Source organism: Bacteroides sp. M10 (assembly GCF_014334015.1).
Lineage (GTDB): Bacteria > Bacteroidota > Bacteroidia > Bacteroidales > Bacteroidaceae > Bacteroides > Bacteroides intestinigallinarum.
In genome coordinates, this window is sequence record NZ_CP060488.1 from 2,067,394 (window position 1) to 2,091,233 (window position 23,840).

At 49.1% G+C, this 23,840-nt stretch carries 30 protein-coding genes and 1 pseudogene; 14 read left to right on the plus strand and 17 right to left on the minus strand.

The genetic code is table 11. The annotated features are described in order from the left end of the window. Positions 1 to 6: 6 nt before the first annotated feature. The 5 genes and pseudogenes from H8796_RS07435 to H8796_RS07455 form a co-directional block, all read left to right on the plus strand. The gene (locus H8796_RS07435; protein ID WP_117932532.1) at positions 7 to 2,112 is read left to right on the plus strand and encodes a RagB/SusD family nutrient uptake outer membrane protein; all 2,106 of its coding nucleotides are present in this window, start codon (positions 7 to 9) and stop codon (positions 2,110 to 2,112) included. Positions 2,113 to 2,131: 19 nt separating this feature from the next. Continuing rightward, a complete protein-coding gene (locus H8796_RS07440; RefSeq protein WP_117932530.1) occupies positions 2,132 to 3,118 on the plus strand; it encodes a DUF4973 domain-containing protein in 987 nt (328 codons plus the stop codon). Between the two features lie 42 nt (positions 3,119 to 3,160). Continuing rightward, a complete protein-coding gene (locus H8796_RS07445) occupies positions 3,161 to 5,062 on the plus strand; it encodes a sialate O-acetylesterase (protein ID WP_233527346.1) in 1,902 nt (633 codons plus the stop codon). Between the two features lie 18 nt (positions 5,063 to 5,080). After that, positions 5,081 to 6,652 carry a hypothetical protein gene (locus H8796_RS07450; RefSeq protein ID WP_117932355.1) on the plus strand — a complete coding sequence of 524 codons (1,572 nt, stop codon included), beginning with the start codon at positions 5,081 to 5,083 and terminating at the stop codon, positions 6,650 to 6,652. Between the two features lie 41 nt (positions 6,653 to 6,693). Further along, positions 6,694 to 6,972, plus strand: a pseudogene (locus H8796_RS07455) (beta-glucosidase); the annotation flags it as partial. A 123-nt stretch (positions 6,973 to 7,095) separates the two neighbouring features. Here the strand turns inward: H8796_RS07455 and H8796_RS25600 are convergent. Next, positions 7,096 to 7,308, minus strand: coding sequence for a hypothetical protein (locus H8796_RS25600; RefSeq protein ID WP_007567577.1), 213 nt, complete (start codon positions 7,306 to 7,308; stop codon positions 7,096 to 7,098). A 106-nt stretch (positions 7,309 to 7,414) separates the two neighbouring features. Here H8796_RS25600 and H8796_RS25605 point away from each other — a divergent pair, with 106 nt between their 5' ends. From H8796_RS25605 to H8796_RS07505, 9 genes are all read left to right on the plus strand, one after another. Next, complete coding sequence (locus tag H8796_RS25605; RefSeq protein WP_004291538.1) at positions 7,415 to 7,825, plus strand: hypothetical protein; 411 nt, start codon at positions 7,415 to 7,417, stop codon at positions 7,823 to 7,825. A gap of 161 nt (positions 7,826 to 7,986) precedes the next feature. After that, positions 7,987 to 8,202, plus strand: a complete 216-nt coding sequence (locus H8796_RS07470) for a hypothetical protein (protein WP_004291535.1) — start codon at positions 7,987 to 7,989, stop codon at positions 8,200 to 8,202. An 11-nt stretch (positions 8,203 to 8,213) separates the two neighbouring features. After that, a complete protein-coding gene (locus H8796_RS07475; RefSeq protein ID WP_004291534.1) occupies positions 8,214 to 8,435 on the plus strand; it encodes a hypothetical protein in 222 nt (73 codons plus the stop codon). A gap of 13 nt (positions 8,436 to 8,448) precedes the next feature. Then, the gene (locus tag H8796_RS07480) at positions 8,449 to 8,865 is read left to right on the plus strand and encodes a PcfK-like family protein (RefSeq protein WP_004291533.1); all 417 of its coding nucleotides are present in this window, start codon (positions 8,449 to 8,451) and stop codon (positions 8,863 to 8,865) included. Then, positions 8,862 to 10,193: a PcfJ domain-containing protein gene (locus H8796_RS07485; protein ID WP_004291532.1), complete on the plus strand. Its 1,332-nt coding sequence runs from the start codon at positions 8,862 to 8,864 to the stop codon at positions 10,191 to 10,193. Before H8796_RS07480 ends, H8796_RS07485 begins: the two co-directional genes overlap by 4 nt. 24 nt (positions 10,194 to 10,217) lie before the next feature. Then, positions 10,218 to 10,475, plus strand: a complete 258-nt coding sequence (locus H8796_RS07490) for a hypothetical protein (RefSeq protein WP_004291531.1) — start codon at positions 10,218 to 10,220, stop codon at positions 10,473 to 10,475. Positions 10,476 to 10,494: 19 nt separating this feature from the next. Then, entirely contained in the window at positions 10,495 to 10,728 is a 234-nt protein-coding gene (locus H8796_RS07495; protein WP_004304291.1) for a DUF3873 domain-containing protein, read from the plus strand. After that, positions 10,668 to 10,970 carry a hypothetical protein gene (locus H8796_RS07500; RefSeq protein WP_005783104.1) on the plus strand — a complete coding sequence of 101 codons (303 nt, stop codon included), beginning with the start codon at positions 10,668 to 10,670 and terminating at the stop codon, positions 10,968 to 10,970. The genes H8796_RS07495 and H8796_RS07500 overlap by 61 nt, the downstream gene beginning before the upstream one ends. 53 nt (positions 10,971 to 11,023) lie before the next feature. Beyond that, a complete protein-coding gene (locus tag H8796_RS07505; RefSeq protein ID WP_004304290.1) occupies positions 11,024 to 11,332 on the plus strand; it encodes a hypothetical protein in 309 nt (102 codons plus the stop codon). 33 nt (positions 11,333 to 11,365) lie between these two features. Here H8796_RS07505 and H8796_RS25610 read toward each other — a convergent pair whose 3' ends face one another. The 16 genes from H8796_RS25610 to H8796_RS07590 form a co-directional block, all read right to left on the minus strand. Then, positions 11,366 to 11,755, minus strand: coding sequence for a hypothetical protein (locus H8796_RS25610; protein ID WP_004291527.1), 390 nt, complete (start codon positions 11,753 to 11,755; stop codon positions 11,366 to 11,368). A gap of 64 nt (positions 11,756 to 11,819) precedes the next feature. Beyond that, complete coding sequence (locus tag H8796_RS07520) at positions 11,820 to 12,347, minus strand: hypothetical protein (RefSeq protein ID WP_004291526.1); 528 nt, start codon at positions 12,345 to 12,347, stop codon at positions 11,820 to 11,822. Further along, the gene (locus tag H8796_RS07525; RefSeq protein ID WP_004291525.1) at positions 12,344 to 12,847 is read right to left on the minus strand and encodes a DUF3872 domain-containing protein; all 504 of its coding nucleotides are present in this window, start codon (positions 12,845 to 12,847) and stop codon (positions 12,344 to 12,346) included. The genes H8796_RS07520 and H8796_RS07525 overlap by 4 nt, the downstream gene beginning before the upstream one ends. Continuing rightward, entirely contained in the window at positions 12,844 to 13,746 is a 903-nt protein-coding gene (locus H8796_RS07530) for a toprim domain-containing protein (protein WP_004291524.1), read from the minus strand. Before H8796_RS07530 ends, H8796_RS07525 begins: the two co-directional genes overlap by 4 nt. A gap of 7 nt (positions 13,747 to 13,753) precedes the next feature. Continuing rightward, positions 13,754 to 14,329, minus strand: coding sequence for a conjugal transfer protein TraO (locus H8796_RS07535; RefSeq protein WP_004291523.1), 576 nt, complete (start codon positions 14,327 to 14,329; stop codon positions 13,754 to 13,756). A 2-nt stretch (positions 14,330 to 14,331) separates the two neighbouring features. Beyond that, positions 14,332 to 15,318: a conjugative transposon protein TraN gene (traN, locus tag H8796_RS07540; protein ID WP_004291522.1), complete on the minus strand. Its 987-nt coding sequence runs from the start codon at positions 15,316 to 15,318 to the stop codon at positions 14,332 to 14,334. Positions 15,319 to 15,352: 34 nt separating this feature from the next. Further along, positions 15,353 to 16,705: a conjugative transposon protein TraM gene (traM, locus tag H8796_RS07545; protein WP_004291521.1), complete on the minus strand. Its 1,353-nt coding sequence runs from the start codon at positions 16,703 to 16,705 to the stop codon at positions 15,353 to 15,355. Further along, the gene (locus H8796_RS07550; protein WP_004291520.1) at positions 16,686 to 16,994 is read right to left on the minus strand and encodes a TraL conjugative transposon family protein; all 309 of its coding nucleotides are present in this window, start codon (positions 16,992 to 16,994) and stop codon (positions 16,686 to 16,688) included. Before H8796_RS07550 ends, traM begins: the two co-directional genes overlap by 20 nt. A 6-nt stretch (positions 16,995 to 17,000) precedes the next feature. Next, the gene (gene traK / locus H8796_RS07555; protein ID WP_004291519.1) at positions 17,001 to 17,624 is read right to left on the minus strand and encodes a conjugative transposon protein TraK; all 624 of its coding nucleotides are present in this window, start codon (positions 17,622 to 17,624) and stop codon (positions 17,001 to 17,003) included. 31 nt (positions 17,625 to 17,655) lie between these two features. Next, positions 17,656 to 18,660, minus strand: a complete 1,005-nt coding sequence (gene traJ, locus H8796_RS07560; protein ID WP_004291518.1) for a conjugative transposon protein TraJ — start codon at positions 18,658 to 18,660, stop codon at positions 17,656 to 17,658. Positions 18,661 to 18,663: 3 nt separating this feature from the next. Next, complete coding sequence (locus H8796_RS07565) at positions 18,664 to 19,293, minus strand: DUF4141 domain-containing protein (protein ID WP_004304283.1); 630 nt, start codon at positions 19,291 to 19,293, stop codon at positions 18,664 to 18,666. Between the two features lie 23 nt (positions 19,294 to 19,316). After that, positions 19,317 to 19,697: a DUF3876 domain-containing protein gene (locus tag H8796_RS07570; protein WP_004291516.1), complete on the minus strand. Its 381-nt coding sequence runs from the start codon at positions 19,695 to 19,697 to the stop codon at positions 19,317 to 19,319. 40 nt (positions 19,698 to 19,737) lie between these two features. Beyond that, positions 19,738 to 22,242, minus strand: coding sequence for a TraG family conjugative transposon ATPase (locus H8796_RS07575; protein WP_004291515.1), 2,505 nt, complete (start codon positions 22,240 to 22,242; stop codon positions 19,738 to 19,740). Continuing rightward, complete coding sequence (locus H8796_RS07580; RefSeq protein WP_004291514.1) at positions 22,239 to 22,571, minus strand: DUF4133 domain-containing protein; 333 nt, start codon at positions 22,569 to 22,571, stop codon at positions 22,239 to 22,241. The genes H8796_RS07575 and H8796_RS07580 overlap by 4 nt, the downstream gene beginning before the upstream one ends. 10 nt (positions 22,572 to 22,581) lie before the next feature. Continuing rightward, a complete protein-coding gene (locus H8796_RS07585) occupies positions 22,582 to 22,899 on the minus strand; it encodes a DUF4134 domain-containing protein (protein ID WP_002560983.1) in 318 nt (105 codons plus the stop codon). A 201-nt stretch (positions 22,900 to 23,100) separates the two neighbouring features. Next, positions 23,101 to 23,829 (minus strand): hypothetical protein, encoded by a 729-nt coding sequence (locus H8796_RS07590; protein WP_004304280.1) that lies wholly within the window; start codon positions 23,827 to 23,829, stop codon positions 23,101 to 23,103. Between the last annotated feature and the right edge of the window lie 11 nt (positions 23,830 to 23,840).

The following is a 23,840-nucleotide window of genomic DNA, read 5'->3' on the forward strand; positions in this document are numbered from 1 at the left end:
AAAGATATGAAATGGTTATATAATATGGTTATCACGTTTTTTGCTGCTGGCTGTTTGACGGCATGTAGTGATTATTTGGAGGTAGATTCCAATTTCAAAGACCGCTTGACAATTGAAAAAGTATTTACTGATAAGGATTATACGGATGCGTGGCTTTCCAATACTTATTCTTATTTGCGAGGCCAAAATCAAGATGTGGGTGGAAAAGAGAGCGTGCCTACGAATTTTGCCGATGACATTTATTGGGCGGATTGGAATGATGCGGGAAATGGTAAATCTACCAATGGTAGTTATTATTCTTTTTTCAGAAATGTGGAATACAATGAAAATTGGTATCAGGATTCTTATAAAGCGAGTTATTTAGGAATCAACAAGGCCTGTGTTTTCTTGAATAATATCCACATGAACCAACAACTCACAGACGAAGAACGGGCTGATTATGCGGCACAGGCGCGTTTTGTCCGCGCCTATTACTATTGGTTGCTGTTACGCAAATACGGTCCAATCCCTTTGATTCCTGATGAAGGTGAAGACTATATGCAGGACTATGATGGCTTGGCTCGTCCGCGCAACACCTACGATGAGTGTGTGGAATACATCACTTCCGAATTGGTGAAAGCGGCACAAGATCTTCCGTTGGAACGTGGAGCCAACAACATCGCACGTCCCACCCGGGGTGCTGCTTTGGCTGCTCGTGCTAAAGTCCTCTTGTATGCCGCCAGTCCGCTAATGAATGGCAATACTGGCTCTTATGCGCAGCAAATGGTAGATGACAAAGGTAACAGACTTCTTGCTGCTGAATACGATGAATCGAAATGGGCTAAAGCTGCCGCTGCCGCCCGAGACGTAATGGAATTACCGGGAAATAATGATGGTCATCGCTACCAATTGTATGTAAAGAGCCGCATTACAAGTGGAACCGAAGATTATCCGGAAACAATAGAACCGTTTAAGGATAGAAATTTCTCGGAAAACAACTGGCCATACGGATATGCGGACATTGATCCGTTTGAGTCATATCGTTCCGTCTTCAATGGCGAACTCTCTGCTTCTGAAAATCCGGAGTTGATCTTTTCGCGTGTGGATAATATAGCTGTTAATAATACATCAGCAGGAATCACTTCACCGGATGCTATTGCAAATATGGTGCTTCACCAATTGCCTACACTGGCCGGAGGTTGGGGTGTTCACGGAATGACTCAAAAGCAGTGTGACGCGTATTATATGAATGATGGTACGGATTGTCCGGGTAAGGATAAAGAGATTGGAAGAGGAGATGGAAGCAGCCGGCTAACCGGTTACGTGACTTCTGATGATGTGGATGCCGGTCGTTTCAAACCGCTGCGTGCAGGTGTGTCTTTGCAATATGCTAACCGTGAGCCTCGTTTCTATGCGTCAGTTGGTTTTAATGGCAGTGTATGGAATATGACTTCATTCGGTGGCAAGCAAGGAGCTCCCCAGCCTAATCAGCAAGTCTGGTACTATCGAGGGACTTCAGAAGGATATAATGGTGGTAATCGTATATTTACAGGTATCGGCATCAAGAAATATGTGAATCCTTATGATGCCAAATATCAGAATGAGCTTTTGTACAGACAAAAAGCAGAACCGGCTATTCGTTATGCAGAAATTTTATTGATTTATGCCGAAGCGTTGAATGAATTGGGAGAGGGAGCAAGCTACGACATCCCTTCTTGGGATGGAAGTATTACCTATACAGTTAGACGTGATGTGGAAGAGATGAAGAAAGGTATTCAGCCTGTTCGTATTCGGGCCGGTGTTCCTGATTATTCACCTACAGAATATCAGAATCAGGATGTTTTCCGAAAGAAGCTGAAACGCGAACGTCAGATTGAGTTGATGGGCGAGAATCATCGTTATTATGATTTGAGACGCTGGAAGATAGACGCTCCTTTAGAGGAAGAAACGTTGATTTACGGATGTAATATGCTGATGGATGACGGTCATAAAGATCTATTCCATACACCTGTGGCTATTATGTCATTGCCTGTTCGCTTTGTGGAGAAAAGCTATTTCTGGCCATTTAGTCATGAACAGTTGCAACGTAACAAGCGTCTGACGCAAAACCCGGGATGGACTTATTATGATTAATCTTTATATGACAATGAATATGAAAGAAAAAATATATTATCTGTTATTTGCCGTGTTGATGGCTTTGTTTTGCACGGCTTGTAATGAAGAATGGACCGATGAACAATATGAGCATTATGTTTCGTTTAAGGCACCGATGGATTATACGAGAGGTGTAACTGATATTTATGTGAAATACAAGCTGAATGGTGCGGTGACTTATCAACTGCCGGTTATTATGAGTGGCTCTACATTGCCCGGACACGATACAGAAGTGCAGATAGCGATAGACTCGGACACGTTGAAAAGTATCAATTGGGAGTATTTTCACAATCGGACAGATCTATATTATAAGGAGCTTACCTCCGATTATTATGAGGTGGAGAACATGAATGTGGTAATTCCGGCAGATGATTGTATGGGATTGTTGAATGTCAATTTTAAATTAGGTGGGATAGACTTGGTAGATAAGTGGGTATTGCCGTTTACGATTAGAGAAAGTCCTACCGGCAGTTATACTCCTCATCCTAGAAAGAACTACAAGAAAGCATTGTTGCGTGTTGTTCCTTTTAATGAATATTCCGGTATTTATTCAACAACCACAATGGAAGTCGGTTTTACTGATTCAGGGAATAAAATGACTACTAATACGCGTACGGCATCTGTAGTGGACGAACATTCTGTTTTCTTCTATGCAGGCTTGATGAATGAAGAAGAACTGGAACGTGGAAAGTATAAGATAATCTTCAGGTTTAACGATGACGGGACGGTTACGCTTTCTGCACCTGATCCGGACATTCGTTTCAATCCGATAAAAAATCCAACTTGGAAATTGGCGGAAAAAATGGACGTTTCGTTGCCATATCTAAAACATAAAACGATTACTATAGAAGGATTTAAATATGAATTTGATGATGTCACATCTGTTCCTGGTACTCCTATAAGATATGTAGTTGAAGGGACTGTGAATATGGAACGTAAAATTAATATTCAGATTCCGGATGAAGATCAAGCAATCGAATGGTAATAATTTGTAAGTCGGAGTGATATGTATAAATGGATTATATTAATGTTGGGATTATTTGCGTCACTGACCGCTTGTGCCAAAGTTAAGTTATCTCCTTTATTTTCCGATAATATGGTACTTCAGCAAGAGGCTGAAGTACCTGTTTGGGGAAAAGCATCTCCAGAAATGCGAGTTATAGTGATTCCTTCATGGAGTGGGGAGAAATATGAGAATATAGCTGACAGGACGGGTAATTGGAAAGTAAACATCAAAACCCCAAAAGCCGGGGGACCTTATCATTTAGAAATAACGGATGGAGAAAAAGTAAGATTGGAGAATGTAATGATTGGTGAAGTATGGCTTTGTTCCGGTCAGTCGAATATGCAAATGCCAGTAGAAGGATGGGGCAAAGTGAAAAACTATCAACAAGAGGTGGCACAGGCCAATTACCCGGATATACGCTTGATGACTGTGAGTAATACTATTAGTCTAAGTCCGTCGCAGGAGTTTACTGCTGTCGGAGGAGGATGGCAAGTGTGTTCATCGGTTACTATCCGGGAGTTTTCAGCAACAGCCTATTTTTTCGGTAGGGAAATAGCACGCACGCAGCAGGTACCGGTAGGACTTATCTGTGCCCATTGGGGCGGTACTAATATAGAGTCGTGGATAAGTGCTCAAGCATTGGGCGAAGTTCCCGATTTTGTTGAGCAATTGAAGCTTATCCGAAGGTTGGGAAACAAGGATTGTGATTTACAGGCGGAGGAAGAACAAAGGCAGGCAAAGATTTTGTCGTTAGATAAAGGAATGAGAAATGGAAAGCCTTTTTGGAATACTCTTTCTCATAATGATGAAGGATGGATATCTCATTCTTTCCCCGGAAATATCGAAAAGACTTTTCCTGATTTTGATGGTATTGTTTGGGGGCGAAAGACGGTGGATATTCCAGAACAATGGGAGGGAAAACCGTTGAGTTTACACATGGGGTATGTGGATGACGAGGATATTACTTATTTTAACGGAATCGAGATAGGGAGCACGAAAGGATATACTCGTTCCCGTACTTATGAAATACCGGGTAATTTAGTAAAAGCGGGCAAAGCTGTAATTACTGTTCGTATCGTGGATACTGGAGGAGGGTGTGGCATCGGAGGTGAAATGAAGTTAAGCAAAGATGTCGGAGACTGGATTCTTATATCTGGTGAATGGAAGTGTAAAGTTGCCGCTCAATCTCATATTGACCCAGTGTTTGAGATGAATCCGAATGTGCAAACTGTGCTTTATAATGGGATGATTCATCCATTGGCACCTTACAAATTTCGTGGGGTTATTTGGTATCAGGGAGAGAATAATGTAGGGCGTGCTACACAATATAGGATATTGCTTCCATTACTTATTCAGAGCTGGCGTGAGGAATGGGGGAATGATTTTCCTTTCTACCTTGTGCAATTGGCTAATTATTTAGAGAGAGTAGATGAACCGGGAGACTCACAGTGGGCTGAATTACGAGAAGCGCAGCGTCAGACAGCTTTGTATTATGACAATGTAGGTATGGCCGTTACCATAGACATCGGCGATATGAATGATATTCATCCCAAAAACAAACAGGAAGTAGGGCATAGACTTGCCTTATTAGCACGTACCGATACCTATGGTGAGCGGATTGTTTGTAGTGGTCCGGTTTATCAGACCTACCGTGTGAAAGGAGACAGAGTTATCCTTTCTTTTGAGTGTGCAGACGGAGGATTAAAAACGTCTGATGGGGAAACTTTGACAGGGTTTGCCATAGCAGGGATAGACGGAAAATATCATTGGGCGGAAGCTGAAATTTGTGGAAATGAAATCATTGTATCATCGGAAATGGTAAAACATCCTTTGGCTGTTCGTTATGGATGGGGAGATAATCCTGCATGTAACTTAATTAACGGTGCAGGATTACCAGCCTCTTCATTTCAAACTTTACGTTAAACTTAAAAAACAAGAAAAATGAAGAAACTTAACTTTTTATTTTTAGGCTTATTATCTTTTATGCCAATCTGGGGATGTAACAATGATGATTCATTACCGGAGGCTGTTGTTGAAGTCAAGGAAGTGCATAATGAAGATATTGTATCAGTCATTGATTATGATATTAAGAATGATGGAACACAGATTGGTTCTCAACTTAATAATTTGGTCGGTCAGTCTTATGGGAAAACGCTTTATTTTCCTGCCGGAACTTATAACCTGACGGAGCCTATCGTTCTGCCATTGGAATATACCAAAAATGTAAACCTTATTTTTGATAAGAACGCAACGGTTAAAAGTGATGTCCATTTAGAGGCACTCATTAAAGTAGGCTACTCTGAAACCTATTTTACAGATGTTTCACTTCGGCGGTTTTCTTATATTGAAGGAGGAATCTTGGATTGTTATAATGCGGACAATGGGATTCTTATTAATGGCAGAAAACAGATGGTGCAGATACGTACGATGAGTTTAGTGCGAGGACGCAATACACATATACGAATACATGTTCCGGAAGGTGTTGGAACAGGGGGAAGTGGTAGCTCAGATACTAAAATCGACAATGTGACCATTCAAGGAATTTCATCGAATGACAATGTATATGGCATTTATATAGATCAGTCTTGTTGTGATTGTAAGATTTCTGATACTTTTATTTATAGTACAAAAGAGGCTATTGTGACGAAATCGGCTGGTCATATATTGAACAATGTACATATTCTCTCTTGGGATACTACTGGGGGGACTCATCTTGAGGATGGTAAGAATTATCGTTCAACAGTTGGAATACGTATAGCTAGTGGTGGATTCTTCGTTTTCAACCAAGTCTATTATGATACGATTGATAGAGGAATCGTTGTGAATGAGGGTTATAGTCCTGATTTGATGTTAGACCAACAAATTTCTTTTTCATATTTGAATAATTTTGGAACCAGCTTTATTCAGGCAGGAGGAAATAACTCGGATTTGAAGGTGAAGTTATCCAATTCTACTTTTACTATTTTGAATGATGATTTTAGAATTTTAGATTGTCCTGAAGTTTTAGTGGGATGGGACATTGCAGATAAATTTTCTTTCTTGAATTGTGTAGTTGCGAATCCGCAACGTTTGTATCCGTATGAAATGACTTTGATGCAGAAGCTTAGAGGAGTAAGTTCAGACGGAATTATATGGACGACTTTAGCTAATTGTGATACTAATTGGTATGTGTTGGGTGCTGTTATTTCTTCTCCGATGCGAAGTTCTTTAGAAATGGATTTTACCGATGATTTGACTGCTAAACTCAATTTTACGTTCAAGGGTGGTACTCCTTTTTTGCAAGGCTATGAATTGCAGGGGAAGGAAGCTGAGAATGTAGAACTTGGATATGCTGTCTCCGGTCAGTTCTGTGTATTATTATTCAGAGCAAAAAAGAATGCTTCTTTCAATCCGATCATCTATGATGTATTAGGCTCCGGACGGTTTATGCCGACTCCATATAAAGGTAAAAAGTATACGCCTGCTGATTATGGAGTGAGTGATTCGGATATTAAGATTTTATCTCGTAAGTGAGTGACTAAATAATAAAATGAATATATAATGACGTTGTAAATATGAAGCGTAAATATTTGTTGTTAAGTGCTTTATGTGTATTGCTGCTGTCTTCTTGTTCATCGTCTCTTAAAGAGGGTGATAAGGAAATGGATCAATATATTACAAATTTGATGGGAAAGATGACACTGCACGAAAAGTTGGGACAGTTGAATCTTCCTTCTGGTGGTGATTTGGTTACAGGCAATGTAAATAGTGAAGAGTTGGAAGGATTGGTTCGTAATCAGGAAATCGGTGGTTTTTTTAATGTGAAAGGAATAAGAAAGATTGTTGATTTGCAGCCGAGAAGTTACGAAAAGAGTGTAATTTATTGGAAATGAGCGTAGGTTAATTGCTCTTGATAGTAATAGGTTACGATTTAGTTAGTTATCTACTGCATTATCCTTCTGCGCGTTGCGTAACCTTCAAAGAACTCTTCGTATGCAAAAGTAGCTATTTAATTCGAGATTTTGATATAAACTCCCGTTTTTTATCCCCTCATTCATAAGAATTTTCCGTAAAAGCGGTATTGTCCGTCGGCACACCATTGCCCAAAACGAGTTTGGAACAAACGTGTGCCGACTACCGCATAGCTGGAGAAAAGGGCATTGCCTCACGCCTAAACGATGTTTAGACAGATGAAGCAATGCCCCTTTCTTTTGCGCCTATGCCAAGAGGTGCTTTTACGGGTTTTCAAATGATTTTTCTTTTTTCGCTGTCTCTTTTGCCGGAAGCGGAAAGTGAATGCAGAGTGTGTCAGCCTGCCCCATGAATGAAACAGGCGCCCACACACAGCCGGACAAACCGGGAAGAATGATTGTTGCCACCCGGCTGAACAAGTTCCGTCGGATCGGAAACAATCATACTTCCTTTGTTGTGGTTTGCCCTTTTCACGCTTCCGGTGATGTCTTTTTCCTTTTGGTGATTCTTTTTTTTACGGATTTTCCCCTGAAGTTTTTTTCTACACAATCTGCCTCTGTTTTCGTTTACCTCCATTTTGCGCCTTTCAGTAAGCCGCATCAGTCAGTCATTTTCGTTCTGGGCGCAAAGGTAATTCCGGGATTGGACGGGAAAGCAAGGTCAAGCCTCCTGTTTTCGGTAAAAATCTCCAGCCCTGCGGGTAGTATTTTGACCGAAAAACCTTGCATTCCCTAATCCCTACCTTTTCAAGCACCCGAAACGAAAACGACCGATGCGACAGAAAGACGCATAAAAAAAATGTCGGATAAACGAGAGGCAGATAAGATAGTTTGAAACTCAACTCCCTCAGCTCTTGAATCCGCATTAAAAACAAAAAAATCAAAAACAGCGAAGATATGACGGCAACGGCAAATTTCAGACAAATGGCGCAACACATCGGGTTGGCGATATGCGGCTTGATGATGCGCACCGCCTTCGGGGTGTTCGGCATCCTTTGGGGCATCATCAGAGAGATTGTAAACGGAGTGTTCCGAGTGGCGATAGGTGTAATCGTGGCTATCCTTTCCACCATTGCCTTCTTTGGCTTCATCCTTTGGTTATTCACCCTTTAACCCTTACCGACATGGCAAAAAGAAACAGCAAGACGGCAGCGCAGCAGTGCAGATATTACGAGGTGGACAACATCTTCGTGTATATGGTGGAAACGTACATCAACGGCAATTTTGAAACTTTCCGAAGATTGTACCACGAACTGAACAAGGACGCACGGAGGGATTTCATGGACTTCCTTCTCAGCGAGGTAGAGCCGACCTATTGGAGAGAGATACTGAAACAGATAATCTAAAAATGACAGCGATATGAAAGGAACAGACCATTTCAAGAGAACGATATATATGTACTTGGAACAGCGTGCGGAGGAAGATGCGCTATTTGCAAAGAAGTACCGCAACCCTGCCAAGAACATGGACGAGTGCGTGACCCACATTCTGAACTATGTGCAGAAAAGCGGTTGCAACGGTTTCACGGACGGAGAGATATTCGGGCAAGCCATCCACTACTATGAGGAAAACGAGATAGAGGTGGGCAAACCGATGGACTGCCAAGTGGTTGTGAACCACGTTGTGAAACTCACGGCAGAGGAAAAGGCGGAGGCACGTCAGAACGCTGTCCGCAAATACCAAGAGGAGGAACTCCGCAAGTTGCAGAACCGCCACAGACCGTCAGCGAGAAAAGAAAACCAACCCCAACCCTCATTATTTGATTTAGGCTTATGAAACCGAAGACCAAGATACAGAAAGAGGTGGCAAGACTTTCCGCCAACCTTCGCCCCATATCAGCGACACAAATAGATTGGGCATACCGCCACTGCGTTGAGCATATCGGCTACCGCACCAAGAAAGGGAACATCACCTGTTCCGACTGCGGTCACGAGTGGCACAGCGACAGCGGACTATGCGACACCCTTGAAGGCTGCACCTGCCCCAAATGCCATGCCGAACTCAAAGTGCAGGACACACGCAGACGCATCTACAAGGAAACGCAGAATTTCAGCGTGATAACCACCTGCAAAGGGTATCAGGTAATCCGCGTGGCGCAGGTCAGATGCGAGAGCAGGAAAGGCGAACCGATGCGTTTCTACTGCCACGAGGTCGTGCAGCGTTGGATTTCACCCGACGGCAAGGTTACGGACATGGCGTTGCTCCGTGGCTTCCTTTTCTGCTATTGCGATGTGTGGGCATTAGGCAGCGATATGGAGGTAAGACCGCACAACAGCCTATACGATGATGTGGTGGCAAGAAGCTGTGCATATCCAAAGATGAGGATATTGCCCCAACTCAGACGTAACGGCTTCAAGGGCGATTTCCACGGCATCTCCCCCGTGCGTCTTTTCAAAGCCTTGCTTTCAGACCCAAGAATTGAAACCCTTATGAAAGGCGGTGAGATTGAGGTCATGAAACACTTTCTTTTCAATACCCGTACTGCCGATGAATGTTGGGCATCATATCTGATTGCCAAGCGTCACAAGTATCAGATAGACAACCTCTCAATGTGGTGCGACTATCTGCGTATGCTCAAAAAACTCGGTCAAGACCTCCGTAACCCGAAGAACATCTGTCCCGAAGATTTCATGGCGGCACACGACAACGCAACCCGAAAAATTGAAGCCATACACGAGAAGGAAAGAGCCGCAGAGCAACGCCGTTGGGAGATTGAAAGGCGTGAGCGTGAGCAACAGCGACAACTCCAACGAAAGAAAGATGCGGAGGATTTCATCGCCAACAAATCCAAATTCTTCGGCTTGGTAATCACGGACGAGGAAATAATCGTCAAGGTGCTTGAAAGCATAGACGAGTATTACAACGAGGGCAAGACGCAGGGCATCTGCGTGTTTGGCAGTGGATACTACAAGAAAGCCGACACCCTCATACTATCGGCAAGGATTGGCGATGAGATTATTGAAACCGTAGAGGTGGACTTGCGAACCCTCGAAGTGGTGCAGTGCCACGGCAAGCACAACCAGGACACCGAATATCACGAGCGCATCATAGACCTTGTGAACAAGAACGCCAACCTTATCCGTGAGCGGATGAAAGCGGCATAGCATAACCCCTAAAACAACATTGATATGGAAGTAAGAATTGAAAGTATGATTTGTGTGTGGGATGATGCAATCCCCACGATGTTCCTTGAATTTGTGAACCTCCTCACTCTCACAACGAGTGAGGGGGAATTGAGAAAGAGCGTAAAGGAGTTTGCCGAGAAGCACGAACTTGACAAGTTTTTCCTTTACGGCTTCGGCTCACACCATTTCTACCTGCACCAACGCTACACAAGCAACCCCGAAATGGTGATGAAGAACAGAGTTCTGTCAGTACATTTTTAACCATCTAAAAAGCAACATTATGACAACACGAATGACCATCAACGGAGTAAGCACCTGCGCGGAAGCAGGTACGGAGAAATACGAGCGTTTCCAATCGGGTATCGGAAGACGCAGGCGGACACTTGTGCAGTACGACTACCGCCACCCCATAGACAGAGAATTGTTCTCTTGTGTCAAACCCACGTTGGACGAGTGCCGAGCCGCACGGGACAAGTGGCTGAACGCAAAGAAGGGAAAGGAGGACAGACTATGAACACGACCTATCAAACGCTGATAGTCAAGTTCAGCGAACCTATCACGGCATTGGACGGTATCTTTGACGATACCGGAGCGTGGGGAACGGACACCCTCAAGGGGTGGATAGATGATTACGAAAGCACACGTTTCACCGCCACCGACAGCCATACGGCAGTCATCACGAGCGAGTACAATATGGAATGTGTGAAAGAGTGGCTACAACGGCAGACCCCCATTTCCGAAATGCGAGAATTTTGAACGGGATGGCGGTGTCCGCACCGCCAATACTTAAAACCCTAAAAACAAAAGATATGATAGCCAAGACGATATTACAGCAGATAGGCGGAAAACGCTTCACCGCCATGACAGGTAGCCGTGATTTCATAGATATGGGCAACGGCTTACGGATGAGCCTTGCAAGGAACAAAACAAGTGCCAACCGCCTTGACATCATCTATGACGAAGGGGCAGACCTCTACAATATGCGCTTCTACCGCAGGACGTTCAGCAAAAAGACCTTTGAGTGCAAGACAAAGGACATTGCCGTACACGAGGGTATCTATTTTGATATGCTGGAGGAAATGTTCACGATGGTGACGGGACTTTACACACGCTTTTGAGTGGCGGGGCGGCGAGAGCCGCCCTACTTTCTTTCAGTGAGCATGATGGCGGACAAAGAAAGTAGCAAAGAAACCTTTGTCCAATCTGCGATAACTAAAAAATCCGCAAGTAAAACTTGCGGAGGCTATATATTGGGTCGTTATTTTTTGGTGGAGGGGAATGATAATCTCGAACCGTTGAACTACACATTTCTGCTTCGTCTCCATTTCCCCCAACGATTTGATACGTTCAATCATTTTTGTTGTTCCTTTCTGAATTTTCCTAAATACTTTCTTCATAATTTCGCTATACTTTTTATGGTTAATAACTATGTTTTGTATTGCTCTCACAACACTTACAACTTGAAGTGTTATTTGGAAACCGATAGGCAAAAATGGCTCAACGATGTCAATTAACGAGAAAATCCTACGATAATCTATCAAGTGATAGAGCAAAAGACGTGCCAAGTTAAATATGGCACGTCTTTTGCCAGTTTTGTCAGTCCTTTTATGGGATATACAACAGCGCAAACTCCGCCTTTCTCCGTTTGAGCAGCATGGCGTGGCGTTTTCCTTTGTAGTTGCAGAAGGCTATATACTCACGGTAGATGTTCCTGTCACCAGCTTCCAGCTTCTTGATTAAGGTGCTTTTGGGGATTGTTTTGCTGCCTAACAGCTTCGCCGGTCCCACATTGTAAGCTAACGTGCCAAGCAAAATCGAATCAACCCCGAATTTACGGAACATGGCGACAAATTTGCGCAGGTCTTTCCGCAAAAGTTCATCCGCATCCCGTTTTGTCATGGTTCGTGCCGAATACTTCTCGTTTGGCAAAAGTTTGTGACCCCAACCGACGTATGGGTAGTGTTTTTCTGAGTGCCAGCCTTCAAAGTAGCGGCAGCATAAAAAAGCACGTTCCATAAGCGGCAGTCGGTAGATTGCCGCCTGCCCGTCCGTTCCCTCTTGGCGGCTGATCTGCGCGGACACAGAACAGACCGTCAGAAGTGAACAGAGCATTGTCATGAATACACGCATCATTTCAACAAGGGGCTGAAGTTGCCGATGGGAACGATGGTAAGATCGTCGTCCTTTACATTCCTGTTGTTGAAGTCAAATTCCAGTTCGTAGGAGTTGCTAAAGTTATCCTCCACCACCACGATGAAATTATGCGCCTCATCACCCGCCGCCGTGTAGTACAGGCGGAATTTTTCGTTCTCCAGCAGGTAGCGGTCGTTAGGCAGGAAGGTGATGCCGTTATCCATTTTGAGCGAGCCTTCCCCCTCGAACTGGAAATAGCGGATGGTATAGAGCGTACCCGAAAAGTCGCCCTCCTTTTTCAGTTCACAGCGGATTTCCACTGTCTGCCCCTTTACTACCTTGTTCGGCACGGGCATGACCTCCACCGTGAAGGGATAGGACTGCTGGATGTCCATGTCATCGTCACATGACACGAGGGTGAATGACATGGCGGCTATCAGGCATAACGCCACTGCCTTGAATATTGATGTTCTCTTGTTTCTGTTGTTCAGTATGTTCATTGTTCTTCGATTTTTAGATGGTTGTTTTTCTGTTTTTTCGTTGTCAGTTGCAGGTACTCGTTCAAGTCCTTGCAACCGTCATAGAGGGAGGAACGGTCGGTGACACGTTCCCCGTATCGCATGGTAAGTGCGGCAAGCGTCCGCCGTCCGGCTTCGTCACGGTCGAGGAAGCAGCCGATGCGCCCGTATCCGTCCAGCAATCCCGCCGCCTTCTCCACGTTGGCGACTGAGTTCAGCACAAGACAGTCAGCGTTACCGGTTACACCAAGCGTCACGGCAGAGAGAAAGTCCATGAAGCCCTCGAACACGAGGCACTCGTCAGCCGGGATGTCATTCGCCTTTACCAGTGATACAGACTTCGGAGGTATGCAACCCTTGAAATATCGGCTTCTGACTTCATAGCCACCTGCCATGTTCGGAAAGCCAACGGCAAAATACCGTTTCCCACGCACACCGTAGTTCAAGCGGCAGCAGTGACGGGATGCGATGGCGTAAGGGATGCCCCGTTCCTCTAAATACTCCGTCAGCAGTGAGCGGAGCAGCGGAGCGACCTCCACATCCTCAAAAACGGATTCGGTCGGCTTCGAGAGATAGACGGGCTTTTCCCATCCGGCAACCGTCATATTGGCGGCTTCCGCTATGAACTTCGCTTGCTTCATGAAGTCATCGCTTTGCAGAAACTCCCCGGCAAGCGTGAAGATGTCGCCGCCCTTGCCCAAACCGAAGTCGTACCAGAGCTGTTTCGCCACGTTCACACGGAAAGAGGATGTGCGCTCGCCCCTGTACGGGGCAAGATACCACAGCTCGTTACCGCTCCTTCTGACAGGCTCATGCCCCAGCCGTGCGAGAAAATCCGCAAGCGGCATCCTTCTGACAGCATCTATTTCCGTCCTTTCCATGCCCGTGTCAGTTGATGATGAACTTGATACCGACCCCGAACTGCGTGTGGAACTTCCGTGTGTCGCCACCCCAAAGGCAACGCTCCCGCAGGTTGGCAAGCAGGGCGATACGGTCTGCCACGTAACACTCCACATCGAGCGTCAGCGCACCGCCGTAGATGAAGGCGTCCCGGTCGTGCAGCGTGGAGCCGTCATGCAGCACCTTCTTCCCCCAATTTACCGCCTCATATCCGGCGAGAGCCGAAGCCCCGGCATAGACGAAAACAATCTTTCGGGCGTCCGACAGTATCTTGAAGTAATAGCCGCCCTCCGCCGTGAACTGCGCCACGGGTATCTTGGTGTCCTTGTAGGGATTGTTCTTCAACAGGTATTCGCCACCGAACACCCACTTGTTCCCCTTCTTCGTGTAGGTGGAGAGAGCCGCCCCGAAGCTGTACCCGCCGTCCTTGCCGCCGAGATTGAAGCCGTCCGCCATGTCCGCCCTCACCTCGATGCCCTGCATCTTCGGCAGACACCGCTGGGCGTGCGCCTGCCCTGTAAAAAGGGCAAGCGACGCGATGATTATTGCGATGTACTTTCTCATGGTCAGCGTACTTGAAGTTCGTTGATGGTACCCGCGCGTACCAAATCCTCGTTCTCAATCACGAAGGACTGGTGACGGCCGCCGTTCTTCTCGTTCAATTCCACCACGAGGCACTTGTCATCGGGGATGGTGAACTTCGCCATCGTGAAGACCGTGCGCTCGCTCTTTTTGCCCGGCACGAGGGTGGCGTAGTTCTGCGCGCGGAGCGGCAGAATAATCTGCTCCTGCACGGCAGTACGCTTCGCAACCTTCTTGTCCACGATTTTCCAAGTGATGTAGTCCACATCGAAAGGCACGTTGCTCTGGTTCTTTATCTCCGTGTGGAAATAAAGCAAGCCGTTGTGCGTGTAGATGCCTTTCAACAGGTATTGGATGCCGAAACGCTTGCAGCCGATATGCTTCACCTCGCGCTTGTTCTGTTTGTGGATGGACTTCATGATAAGGCGCACCAGCATCGGGCTTTCGCTGCCCAGCTCTTTCAGATAGATTTCCTGCGCGTTGTTCGGGCGGTTCACCGTGCTGCCGTCATGGATGAAGTCGCACATCTCCACGTTGAGCAACAGCGGTTCGGCGGCGTACTTCACGTTGAAGGTGTAGAAACTGCCGTCCTCCGTGATGACGGACATATTCGTTTCGTTGGGAAAATTCCTTACGGTAGCCTTCACACGGATGATGTTCTCCGCTCCGTCGGCTTTCCCGGCAATCAGGTCGGGCGAGCCTAAATCGACATAGCGCACCTCCGCCGGAAAAATGACGTGGACGGTCTTGTCGTAGGTCACTTCCAGACCGTGCGGCGGTATCATGCGGTCGAAGGTCAGCTTGCGTGACAGCCCGTGATATAGGTCGCCGTCCGCCTCCTTCTGCGGATAGACCTCCTTCGTCAAGGTCGGTTGTTCACTTCCGTTGGTCGTTTCAACGGTTACATTCTCCTGCGCGTTGGCAGTTATGATGCCCATAGCGAGGGCAAACATGATGATTACTTTTCTCATTACTTTTGGATTTTAGTGGTAATTTTTATTGTTTTCAATATTTTTCTTGGTAAAGCATGACCCTGTACCCGGCTTTCAGATGCACCTTGACGGTTCGCATCTTTTTGGCGATGTACTGGCTCGTGCCTTGTATCAGCCCCTTGCCCAAGTCGGAGGCGAGCTGCGCCCCGGCATTGGTGGAGATGTTGATGCTGCTTCCCAGCGAGCCGCCCATGTTGGCGGCGACCTCCCGGACGGCGTTCATCTCCATCGAGTTCGGGATGAAGATGCCGGGCTGTCCGTCCGTGTCATAGACCGCAAGCTCCACGGGGATAATCGTGCCGTCGTATTCCAGCGAGGTAATCTCGATGTCGAGCCGCTCACCCTGTATCTTGCCCGTGCCGACCACCACCGCACCCCGGGGTATTGTCCTGCCTGCCACCGCCATAGGCTCCAGCAGGCGCAGCCTTACCGTCTGCCCGTCCGTCACGCTCTGCGCCCCATGCACGCACGCCGGTATGGTGTTCCTGTCCAATACCTCCGCCGTGCCGACAGCCGTGTTGAAACCCCGGTTGCGTTCCTGCGATAAGGCGGCGACAAACTCCGCGTTACTCATAGGCTGTGAGAGTGAAGAAACTACTTGATGCTCCACCTGTCTGATAGGCATTGCCTTGTTCTTCTTCCCTTTCTGCACGGTAGTTGGCTCTGCCCTCTGTTCCGCCGATGGCTGTCCTCCGTTCTGACCGCCCATGTACTTTGCCGCCAGCTCGTAGGACTTCTCCATAAGAGCCACCTGCTCGTCCATAGAGGAAGCCTTGCCCCTCTCGCTTTCCAGTTCCGACTCCAGCGATGCGATGCGCTCCAACAATTCGTCCATCTCCGCATTGTCGTTTTTCGGCTGGTCGTAGAAGTTTCCGAGCGTGGCGTTCAGGTCACGGTAGGCGGCTGCGGAGGACTGGATGGTCTGCGGCGTGGCTGGCTTTGCCCTTTCTTCCTTGCCGCCCGGATTGGCGAGGTCGAAGTCCACTCCGTTCTCCGTTCCCGCTATCTCGCGGTCGAACATGTCGCCCAGCTGCCCGATGGCACGGTTGCGGCTCTCCTGACGCTCTTCCATCTCCCCATGCTCGTAGGCTTTCAGCTTGTCGCCGATAATCTGCCGGTTCGCCTTGTCAGCGTCGGGCATCTCGGTGTTGTATCCGTCCGTTCCCGGCGGTTGCTCCTTGCCGGAGGACGGGGCGAATATCAGCCACATCGCCCCGATGAACACCAACACCATAGCGGGCAGCACGATCATCTTCTGCCGTTTCAGCCGTTGCGCCTCTGTCAGCGGTTCGCGCTCCTTTTTCGGTTTCCCCGTTTCGGGAGCAGCTTTGTTCTCTTTCGTCGGTTCATTCTTTGTCTGTTCCATATAAATAAGGTGTTAAGTGATTGCCTGTTTCCGCCGGGGTCGGCAGTTCCACCCGTCCGGCGTGTCCCGTTTCCATATGTGAGCCGTCGTTCCTGCCGATGTCATAGACGGCTCTGCCGAAGGTGTAAAGGGCAAGCACCGCGAAGGCGGCGAACATCCCCAGCACGATGCGGCGGCGTGTTTCCGGCGGCAAGCCGTCCAGATACCCTTTGAGACTTGCCGCCAAGCGTTTCCGTTTGTCGTGGAGTTTCCAATACATGCCCCACATTGATTTTCTGATACTTTTCATGTCCTGTTACCGTTTGATAGTCTGTAAATCCTTGTTCTCAATGATGGTGAAACCCTCGATGGTAAAACCGTTCGGGTTGTCATCCGACCGCGATGCGTTCAGCAGGCGGCAGGTGGTCACGAGGCTGCGCTCGGTGACGTTGCTCTGCCGGATGATTTTCTGTGTGGCGTAGGTCACGGCACGGTAGGGATAGGCGTTGAAGTCGCACACCACGCTGTCCACCTTCAGCACTTGGTTGATGTTCCCGGCGATGATGCGGTTGTAGTACCCCTTCTCCGCGAAGTCCGAATAATAGTGGTACACGCTCTTGTCCGCCAGCAGCAAGGCACGTTTCACGTTGTGTTCAATCGCGCTTTTTTCAGGTGATAGCGTGAAGAACATCTCGTGGAAACGGCGCACATGTTCCCGTGCCTCCGCCGGGCGGTTCTGCGACAAATCCTGAGACAAGGCGAGCATCAGGCTCTTGCCGTTGTCCAGCACATAGATTTTCTCCCGTTGCTTCTCTGCGAAACGGTAGGAGTTCCACACGCTCCACACCGTCACCACGGCGCACAGCGAGAGGAAGACGATACCGAACAGGCGTATCTGCCTGAACGACGATTCGATGTTTCTAAGTGATTTGAATTCCATTTATATTTTCCAATTTATGATTGCACATTGATTATTTCAGCAATTTGCCGACACGTCCGACTGCGTTTCCTGCGGCTGCACCCGCCACGCTGCCCGCCATGCTTCCGGCTCGTCCCGCCATCTGGTTCACGTTGCGACCGTAACCGCCCATGCCTCCGGCTTGGATAATCCAGCCCGCAACGGTGGGAATGGTAAAGTAGCCGATGATGCCGATGCAGAGGAATACGATATACACCCCGTCGCTCGAATCCAGCGAGAAGTTCGGGTCTGCCTGCATCCGCTCGATGTCGTTTTGCAGCATCAGAACCTGTATCTTCGCCAGTATGGTGCTGAACATGTCCGATACCGGTAGCCACAGATAGACCTGTATATAGCGGCATATCCACTGCGTGAGCGTGTTTTGGAAACCGTCCCATACCGACAGGGCGAAGGCTATCGGACCGAGAATCGCCAGCACCACGAGAAAGAAGGTGCGGACGGTGTCTATCACGAGGGCGGCGGCTTGGAACAGCAGTTCGAGTATCTCGCGGAAGAAGTCGCGGATGCTCTTCTTCATGTTGTACATTCCCCGGTCGATATACATTCCCGCCATCGTCACCATGTCGGAGGGCGACCAGCCGAGTTCCTCCAGTTGCTTGTCAAATTCCTCGTTGGACACGAGGTAGGCGGTTTCGGGGTTGCGTACCATCGCCTCGTATTCCAGTTTGTCCTTCTGCTCCCGGTATCGGTTCATGTCCAGCGTTTCCGCCTCCAGCATCTTTGCCGTGCCCTGTACGACGGGTGAGAGGATGCTGTTTATCGTGCCCAGCACCACAGTCGGGAAGAACATGATGCACAGACCGATGGCAAAAGGACGGAGCATCGGGAATACGTCTATCGGTTCAGCTCTCGCCAGCGACTGCCATACCCGGTAGGCGACGTAGAACAGCGCACCCAGCCCGGCGATGCCTTTCGCCACACCAGCCATGTCCCCACACAGCGGCATCATCTGCTCATAAAGTGAACGTAAAATCTGATGAAGGTTGTCGAACTTCATAGGCTACCAGTATCTTTCGTTCATGTTCCCGTACAGCCCCATGATGCGGTCGAGGTCGTTCTTCTTTTTCGCACGCAGGTAACTCACGGAGATGTTCTTGTTCGTGTAGTAGCTCACGAGGTTGCGGTAACGCTTCATCTTCGAGTGGCAGCGTTCCACCACGTCCATGCGCTCCTTGTCGGTCATGGAGAGCGTGGTGATGTTCACCACGTTCCTGAGTTCCGTCAACACTTCGTTGCTTTCCTCCAGCAGTTTCGTGTAGCCGAAAGCGATTGCGGAAAGCTCTTCGGGTCTGAAATTCCCGTCACGGAGCATCCGTTGGAAACTGTTCACATAGATGTCTGTGATGTCGCCCACCATCAGGATGGTCTGCTGCACCTTGCGGGCGTCCTTGACCAGATTGTTCACCGATTTGAGGGCATCGTAATACTTCTTGCCCTGCTGATAGATTTTCACCGTCTCCTGAAAGTTGCTCACCATGTTCGTGGCGGTCTTGGAGGTATGGATGATGTTTTTGGAGGCATTGATGATGCCCTGCGCTAGATTGCCCGGATCGCTTACGACCCACTGTGCGCTTGCCCTGCCCGCGAAAAGCAGGCACAGGCAGATAATCATTGTTATTCTTGTTCTCATGTTACTTTGGATTTTAGTGGTTGTTATTCTTCGGTCGGATGTCCCGGCTGCGGCTTCACCCGCACATAGTCCCCGTTTGGCGAGAAAGTCAGCACATCCGTGGCCTCGTTGTAGGACACGTCGATGCGGAAGCCGGTGTTCATGAACAGGTTGCCGTTCTCCTCCTGCAAGAGATAGGTTTCCGGCTTGAGCTTGCGGCGCAGACCGCTACGACGGAACACCGTCACTTTGTAGGCTTCGCCCTCCTTGTAGATAAGCACGTCAGGTTTTCCCTCCACGCTCTCCCAGTTCCCGCACAGCATGTCGCGGCGGTTGTCGGCCACGTCGCAGGATTGCAGCATCATGACCGCCAATCCGATAAGGCACTTGCTGACTTGCAGCATTTTCACTTTTGGTAAATTCATACGCGTTTTTCTTTTTTGGTTGATACATTCTGTTTTTTAGTTATTCCTTGTTTCTCCGCCTTTCGGCAAGCTGCCGGATGGCGGCTTCGATGTCGTCGCCCAGCTTCTCCGCCAGACGGTAAACCTCCACTTTTTCCGTTTCCTCGGTGGTGTACGCCAGATACTCTTCCGCGCTGACCTCCGTGGCATAGACCGCCGACTGCGTGCCGCCCAAGCCTATCCACACCTCCTTGTAGAGCCGTGAAGGGTTGTTCGCCATGTTGATGGAGAGTATCTGCGACTTCTCCTTTTCCGTCAGTCCGAGCAACGCCTGTATCTGGTCGAACTTGTTCATATATTTCCTTTGGTCAAGCAGGATTTTACAATCCGAGTTGTTGATAATGCTCTCTTTGACCACCGGAGAACTGATAATGTCGTCCACCTCCTGCGTCACCACGATTGCCTCGCCGTAATATTTTCTGACCGTCTTATACATATAGCGCAGATATTCAGCCATGTTCGCCGATGAGAGGGCCTTCCAAGCCTCTTCCACGATAAGCTGTTTCCGCACGCCTTTCAGCCGCCGCATCTTGTTGATGAAGGCTTCCATGATGATGATGGTCACGACGGGGAACAGTTCGCGGTTTTCTTTAATCGAATCTATCTCGAAGACGATGAACCGCTTGCCGAGCAGGTCGATGTTCTCCGTGGAGTTGAGCAGGAAATCGTAACGCCCGCCCCGGTAATACTGCCGCATGGTGGTGAGCATGTTGTCGATGTTGAAGTCGGACTTCTCCACCTTGATGTCACGCTGTGCCAGTTCCTTGCGGTAGTCGTCACGCATATACTCGTAGAAGGTGTTGAACGACGGCACGATGCTACGGTCGGATTGGATGCGCTCAATATAGGCACTCACGGCACTGCCCAGCTCGCCGCTCTCCGTCTTTGTCACCTTGTCGTCCTCCGACTTCCAGAGCGTCAGCAACAGGGTCTTGATGCTGTCCTTCTTCTCCACGTCGAAGATGTAATCGTCGGTGTAGAACGGGTTGAAGCTGATGGGCTTATCTTCCGTGTAGGTGAAATACACACCGTCCGCTCCGCCTGTCTTGCGTCGGATCATGCCGCACAAGCCCTGATAGGAGTTTCCCGTGTCCACCAATACCACATGTGCGCCTTGCTCATAATATTGGCGCACGAGGTGGTTCATGAAGAAAGACTTGCCGCTGCCCGAAGGACCCAGCACGAACTTGTTGCGGTTGGTCGTGATACCTCGCTTCATGGGCAGGTCGGAGATGTCAAGGTGCAGCGGTTTTCCCGTGAGCCTGTCCACCATCTTGATGCCGAAGGGCGAGAGCGAGCTGCGGTAGTTGGTTTCCTCTGTGAACAGGCACACCGCCTGTTCGATGAAGGTGTGGAAACTCTCTTCCGCCGGGAAGTCCGCCGCATTGCCGGGTATCGCCGCCCAGTAGAGTGTCGGGCAGTCGATGGTGTTGTGGCGCGGCACGCATTCCATGCTTGCCAACTGGCTGCCCACGTCGTTCTTGATATGCTTCAGTTCCTCCGCATCGTCGCTCCACGCCATGACGTTGAAGTGTGCCCGTACCGAGGTCAGTCCGTAGGAATGGGCTTCGTTCAGGTATTGGTCTATCCACTCGCGGTTGATGCTGTTGCTCCTTGAATAGCGAGATAGCGACTGCATGTTACGGGCGGACTTCTCGAACTTCTGCAAGGTTTCCTCACTGTTGTCTATCAGCACATACTGGTTGTAGATATGGTTGCAGGAGAGCAGAAGCCCCACCGGGGAGGCGAATGACAGTCGGCAGTCACTCCGGTCGGTGGAGAGCTTCTCGTAACGGGTGTCGGTAGCCACCTTGCCCGGCAGGTCTTCCGCGTCGGAGAGGGTGTGCAGACACAGGCGGTTGTCGCCGATGCGCATCTCCCTTGCCGAAAGCTCGATGTCCTGCAAGGTGGTGTCACCTTCCGGCATGAGCGAGAAGTAGCGTTCAATAAGTCCCGTCTTTCCCTCAGTACCCACAATCTCATCGGTGGAGAGGCGGCGCAGCCTGACAAGCCCGCTGTCGTTCATGATGCGCTCGAACTGTTCGCAGGCTTCCAAGAACTTGGTCGTGGTTTCCCTGTCCAGCTCCTTCGGGATGATATGTCCCCGGCACAGCGTGCTGAAATTGCTCTGCATCCGGTTACGCTCCTTTGTTGTCTTGGTCAGGTAGAGGTAGCAGGTGTGTTTCAGGTACGGACGCTCGTTGAAGTGACGCTCGAAAGAGCGGCTTAAAAAGCTCATGTCGTCCTTCTGAAGCTCCGGTTTGTAGCGTTCCTTGATGAACCAGTCCTGTTTGTGGACGACGGAGTAGTCCGGCAGCACCTTGATAGCCTTGCACCAGCAACTGTGTATCGCCTCGTACTCCGCACCCGTCACGGTGTAAAGTTCCGGTAGTTCCACCTCGAAAGCCACCGTGATGTCGGCGTCCTTTGAGATGATGCAGCCATGCTCCACCGCTAAAAGTGGGAACCTGTTTTCCAGTGTTGTCATTTTCGATGTATTCCTCATTGTCTTTCTTCCTTTCGTTGTCGTTTGAACAGACGGGTTATCCGCCGCCGGTTGATAAGGTATCGGGGATGGCTCCGTGCCGCTCCTAATTTCATCAGCCCGTGTTCACCGTACCGGGCGTTCAGCGCGAAGGTCTGCCATACAAGGAGGGAGGACGATGCCGCGCCGAAGCCGATACATATCCACTGGTCGATACCGACCATGTAGAGGATGACGAACAGGACGAAGAGAGCCAGCAGACCTCCGCAGAAGATGAAGAGGTACTGTGCCTTCAAGCCCTTGAACTCTACCGGACGGCCGATACCCTTGTTGATTGGGTATTCAGCCATACATTATTTATTAAAGGAAGAATGAGCGCAGGATGGTGGCGGCAACAATCAGGAAGATGCACGCGCCGAACCACGAGGCGGCTGTCTTGCTGGTGTCGGGGTCGCCCGATGAAAACTTGCCGTACACTTTTACGCCCCCGATAAGCCCGACGACTGCACCGATGGCGTATATCAGTTTAGTTCCGGGGTCGAAATAAGAACTCACCATAGAGGTGGCTTCGTTGATGCCCGCGATGCCGTTTCCCTGCGCGAAAGCGGAGGCGGTTGCGGCGATGACAAGTGCCGCGGAGAGGATTGCTTTTCTGTTTTTCAAGATGTTCTTGTTCATAAACTGTTCTTGTTTTTTGCCGTCAAAAGGGTGGATGGTCCTTTGTCGGGCGGTTGATACTTTGTTTCTTTACTTTGGTTTTAGTGGATGCCCGTTTGTTTCCACGGACGTGGGCGTGTCCGTTGCGGATGGGGATGCGCCTTGCGTTTCCTCGCCGCGTGGGTTGATGTCATTCTTTCATGTTCATTTCTTTTATTGTTGTCATACATAGTTGCGAATGTCGAACTCCTCGATGTTGTCCGGCACGACGAACTCCTTTTCAGATTTCTTCAGCCGAATCTCGATAAGCCCCTTGATGCGGATGCCTATCTCCGAAGAGCCTTCCATCATTTTCTCGTACAACTCCGTGCCCTCCATGTCGGTGAACACCTTAGCCGCCTTTTCACGTTCCGCCTGTGTCGCGTCCGGGTTTTTGGCGGTCTTGCAGGCGTCGTCAATCTCGTCAAAGCTGCTGCCCGAAGCCCGTGGCGTGTCCGAGGCGTCCTCTTCCGGTTCGTCGTCCCCGTATCCCAGTTCCTCCGGCGGTATGCTCGTGAAGGTCTCATCGAGTTTTTCCTCCGGGACTTGTGCCGGGCGGGATGCGTTTCCCGTTTTTCCGTCGTCAAAAGTAGCCTCTTCCTCCGACAGCTCAATGCCTTTTTCAATAGTGGCGGCTTCTTGCGTCGGTATGGCAGCGGTTGTCCGGGTGGATGCCATCCTGAAACGGCTCTTGCCGATGATGTCCGCCTTTTCCGCAGGGACTTCCTCGTGTGCCGCTATGCGTTTAGCCTCATTCCCGTCCAGTGACCGCCATAATCCGACAATGCCCTTGAAGAAGCGGACAATCCGCGTGTCCATGATGCGCTCGTAAAGGAGCAGGAACAGGAACCAGAGGTTGCAGCCGACCGATACCGCCAGCAGAATGTCTGTCATGCTGATTGTGTAATTCATATCCTTCCGTT

What these genes read in the sequence shown, in the direction of transcription:
- H8796_RS07435 (WP_117932532.1), top strand. Translation starts at nt 7, where the DNA reads ATGAAATGGTTATATAATATGGTTATCACGTTTTTTGCTGCTGGCTGT.
- H8796_RS07440 (WP_117932530.1), top strand. Translation starts at nt 2,132, where the DNA reads ATGAAAGAAAAAATATATTATCTGTTATTTGCCGTGTTGATGGCTTTG.
- H8796_RS07445 (WP_233527346.1), top strand. Translation starts at nt 3,161, where the DNA reads ATGTTGGGATTATTTGCGTCACTGACCGCTTGTGCCAAAGTTAAGTTA.
- H8796_RS07450 (WP_117932355.1), top strand. Translation starts at nt 5,081, where the DNA reads ATGAAGAAACTTAACTTTTTATTTTTAGGCTTATTATCTTTTATGCCA.
- H8796_RS25605 (WP_004291538.1), top strand. Translation starts at nt 7,415, where the DNA reads ATGCAGAGTGTGTCAGCCTGCCCCATGAATGAAACAGGCGCCCACACA.
- H8796_RS07470 (WP_004291535.1), top strand. Translation starts at nt 7,987, where the DNA reads ATGACGGCAACGGCAAATTTCAGACAAATGGCGCAACACATCGGGTTG.
- H8796_RS07475 (WP_004291534.1), top strand. Translation starts at nt 8,214, where the DNA reads ATGGCAAAAAGAAACAGCAAGACGGCAGCGCAGCAGTGCAGATATTAC.
- H8796_RS07480 (WP_004291533.1), top strand. Translation starts at nt 8,449, where the DNA reads ATGAAAGGAACAGACCATTTCAAGAGAACGATATATATGTACTTGGAA.
- H8796_RS07485 (WP_004291532.1), top strand. Translation starts at nt 8,862, where the DNA reads ATGAAACCGAAGACCAAGATACAGAAAGAGGTGGCAAGACTTTCCGCC.
- H8796_RS07490 (WP_004291531.1), top strand. Translation starts at nt 10,218, where the DNA reads ATGGAAGTAAGAATTGAAAGTATGATTTGTGTGTGGGATGATGCAATC.
- H8796_RS07495 (WP_004304291.1), top strand. Translation starts at nt 10,495, where the DNA reads ATGACAACACGAATGACCATCAACGGAGTAAGCACCTGCGCGGAAGCA.
- H8796_RS07505 (WP_004304290.1), top strand. Translation starts at nt 11,024, where the DNA reads ATGATAGCCAAGACGATATTACAGCAGATAGGCGGAAAACGCTTCACC.
- H8796_RS07520 (WP_004291526.1), bottom strand. Translation starts at nt 12,347, where the DNA reads ATGATGCGTGTATTCATGACAATGCTCTGTTCACTTCTGACGGTCTGT.
- H8796_RS07525 (WP_004291525.1), bottom strand. Translation starts at nt 12,847, where the DNA reads ATGAACATACTGAACAACAGAAACAAGAGAACATCAATATTCAAGGCA.
- H8796_RS07530 (WP_004291524.1), bottom strand. Translation starts at nt 13,746, where the DNA reads ATGGAAAGGACGGAAATAGATGCTGTCAGAAGGATGCCGCTTGCGGAT.
- H8796_RS07535 (WP_004291523.1), bottom strand. Translation starts at nt 14,329, where the DNA reads ATGAGAAAGTACATCGCAATAATCATCGCGTCGCTTGCCCTTTTTACA.
- traN (WP_004291522.1), bottom strand. Translation starts at nt 15,318, where the DNA reads ATGAGAAAAGTAATCATCATGTTTGCCCTCGCTATGGGCATCATAACT.
- traM (WP_004291521.1), bottom strand. Translation starts at nt 16,705, where the DNA reads ATGGAACAGACAAAGAATGAACCGACGAAAGAGAACAAAGCTGCTCCC.
- H8796_RS07550 (WP_004291520.1), bottom strand. Translation starts at nt 16,994, where the DNA reads ATGAAAAGTATCAGAAAATCAATGTGGGGCATGTATTGGAAACTCCAC.
- traK (WP_004291519.1), bottom strand. Translation starts at nt 17,624, where the DNA reads ATGGAATTCAAATCACTTAGAAACATCGAATCGTCGTTCAGGCAGATA.
- traJ (WP_004291518.1), bottom strand. Translation starts at nt 18,660, where the DNA reads ATGAAGTTCGACAACCTTCATCAGATTTTACGTTCACTTTATGAGCAG.
- H8796_RS07565 (WP_004304283.1), bottom strand. Translation starts at nt 19,293, where the DNA reads ATGAGAACAAGAATAACAATGATTATCTGCCTGTGCCTGCTTTTCGCG.
- H8796_RS07570 (WP_004291516.1), bottom strand. Translation starts at nt 19,697, where the DNA reads ATGAATTTACCAAAAGTGAAAATGCTGCAAGTCAGCAAGTGCCTTATC.
- H8796_RS07575 (WP_004291515.1), bottom strand. Translation starts at nt 22,242, where the DNA reads ATGAGGAATACATCGAAAATGACAACACTGGAAAACAGGTTCCCACTT.
- H8796_RS07580 (WP_004291514.1), bottom strand. Translation starts at nt 22,571, where the DNA reads ATGGCTGAATACCCAATCAACAAGGGTATCGGCCGTCCGGTAGAGTTC.
- H8796_RS07585 (WP_002560983.1), bottom strand. Translation starts at nt 22,899, where the DNA reads ATGAACAAGAACATCTTGAAAAACAGAAAAGCAATCCTCTCCGCGGCA.
- H8796_RS07590 (WP_004304280.1), bottom strand. Translation starts at nt 23,829, where the DNA reads ATGAATTACACAATCAGCATGACAGACATTCTGCTGGCGGTATCGGTC.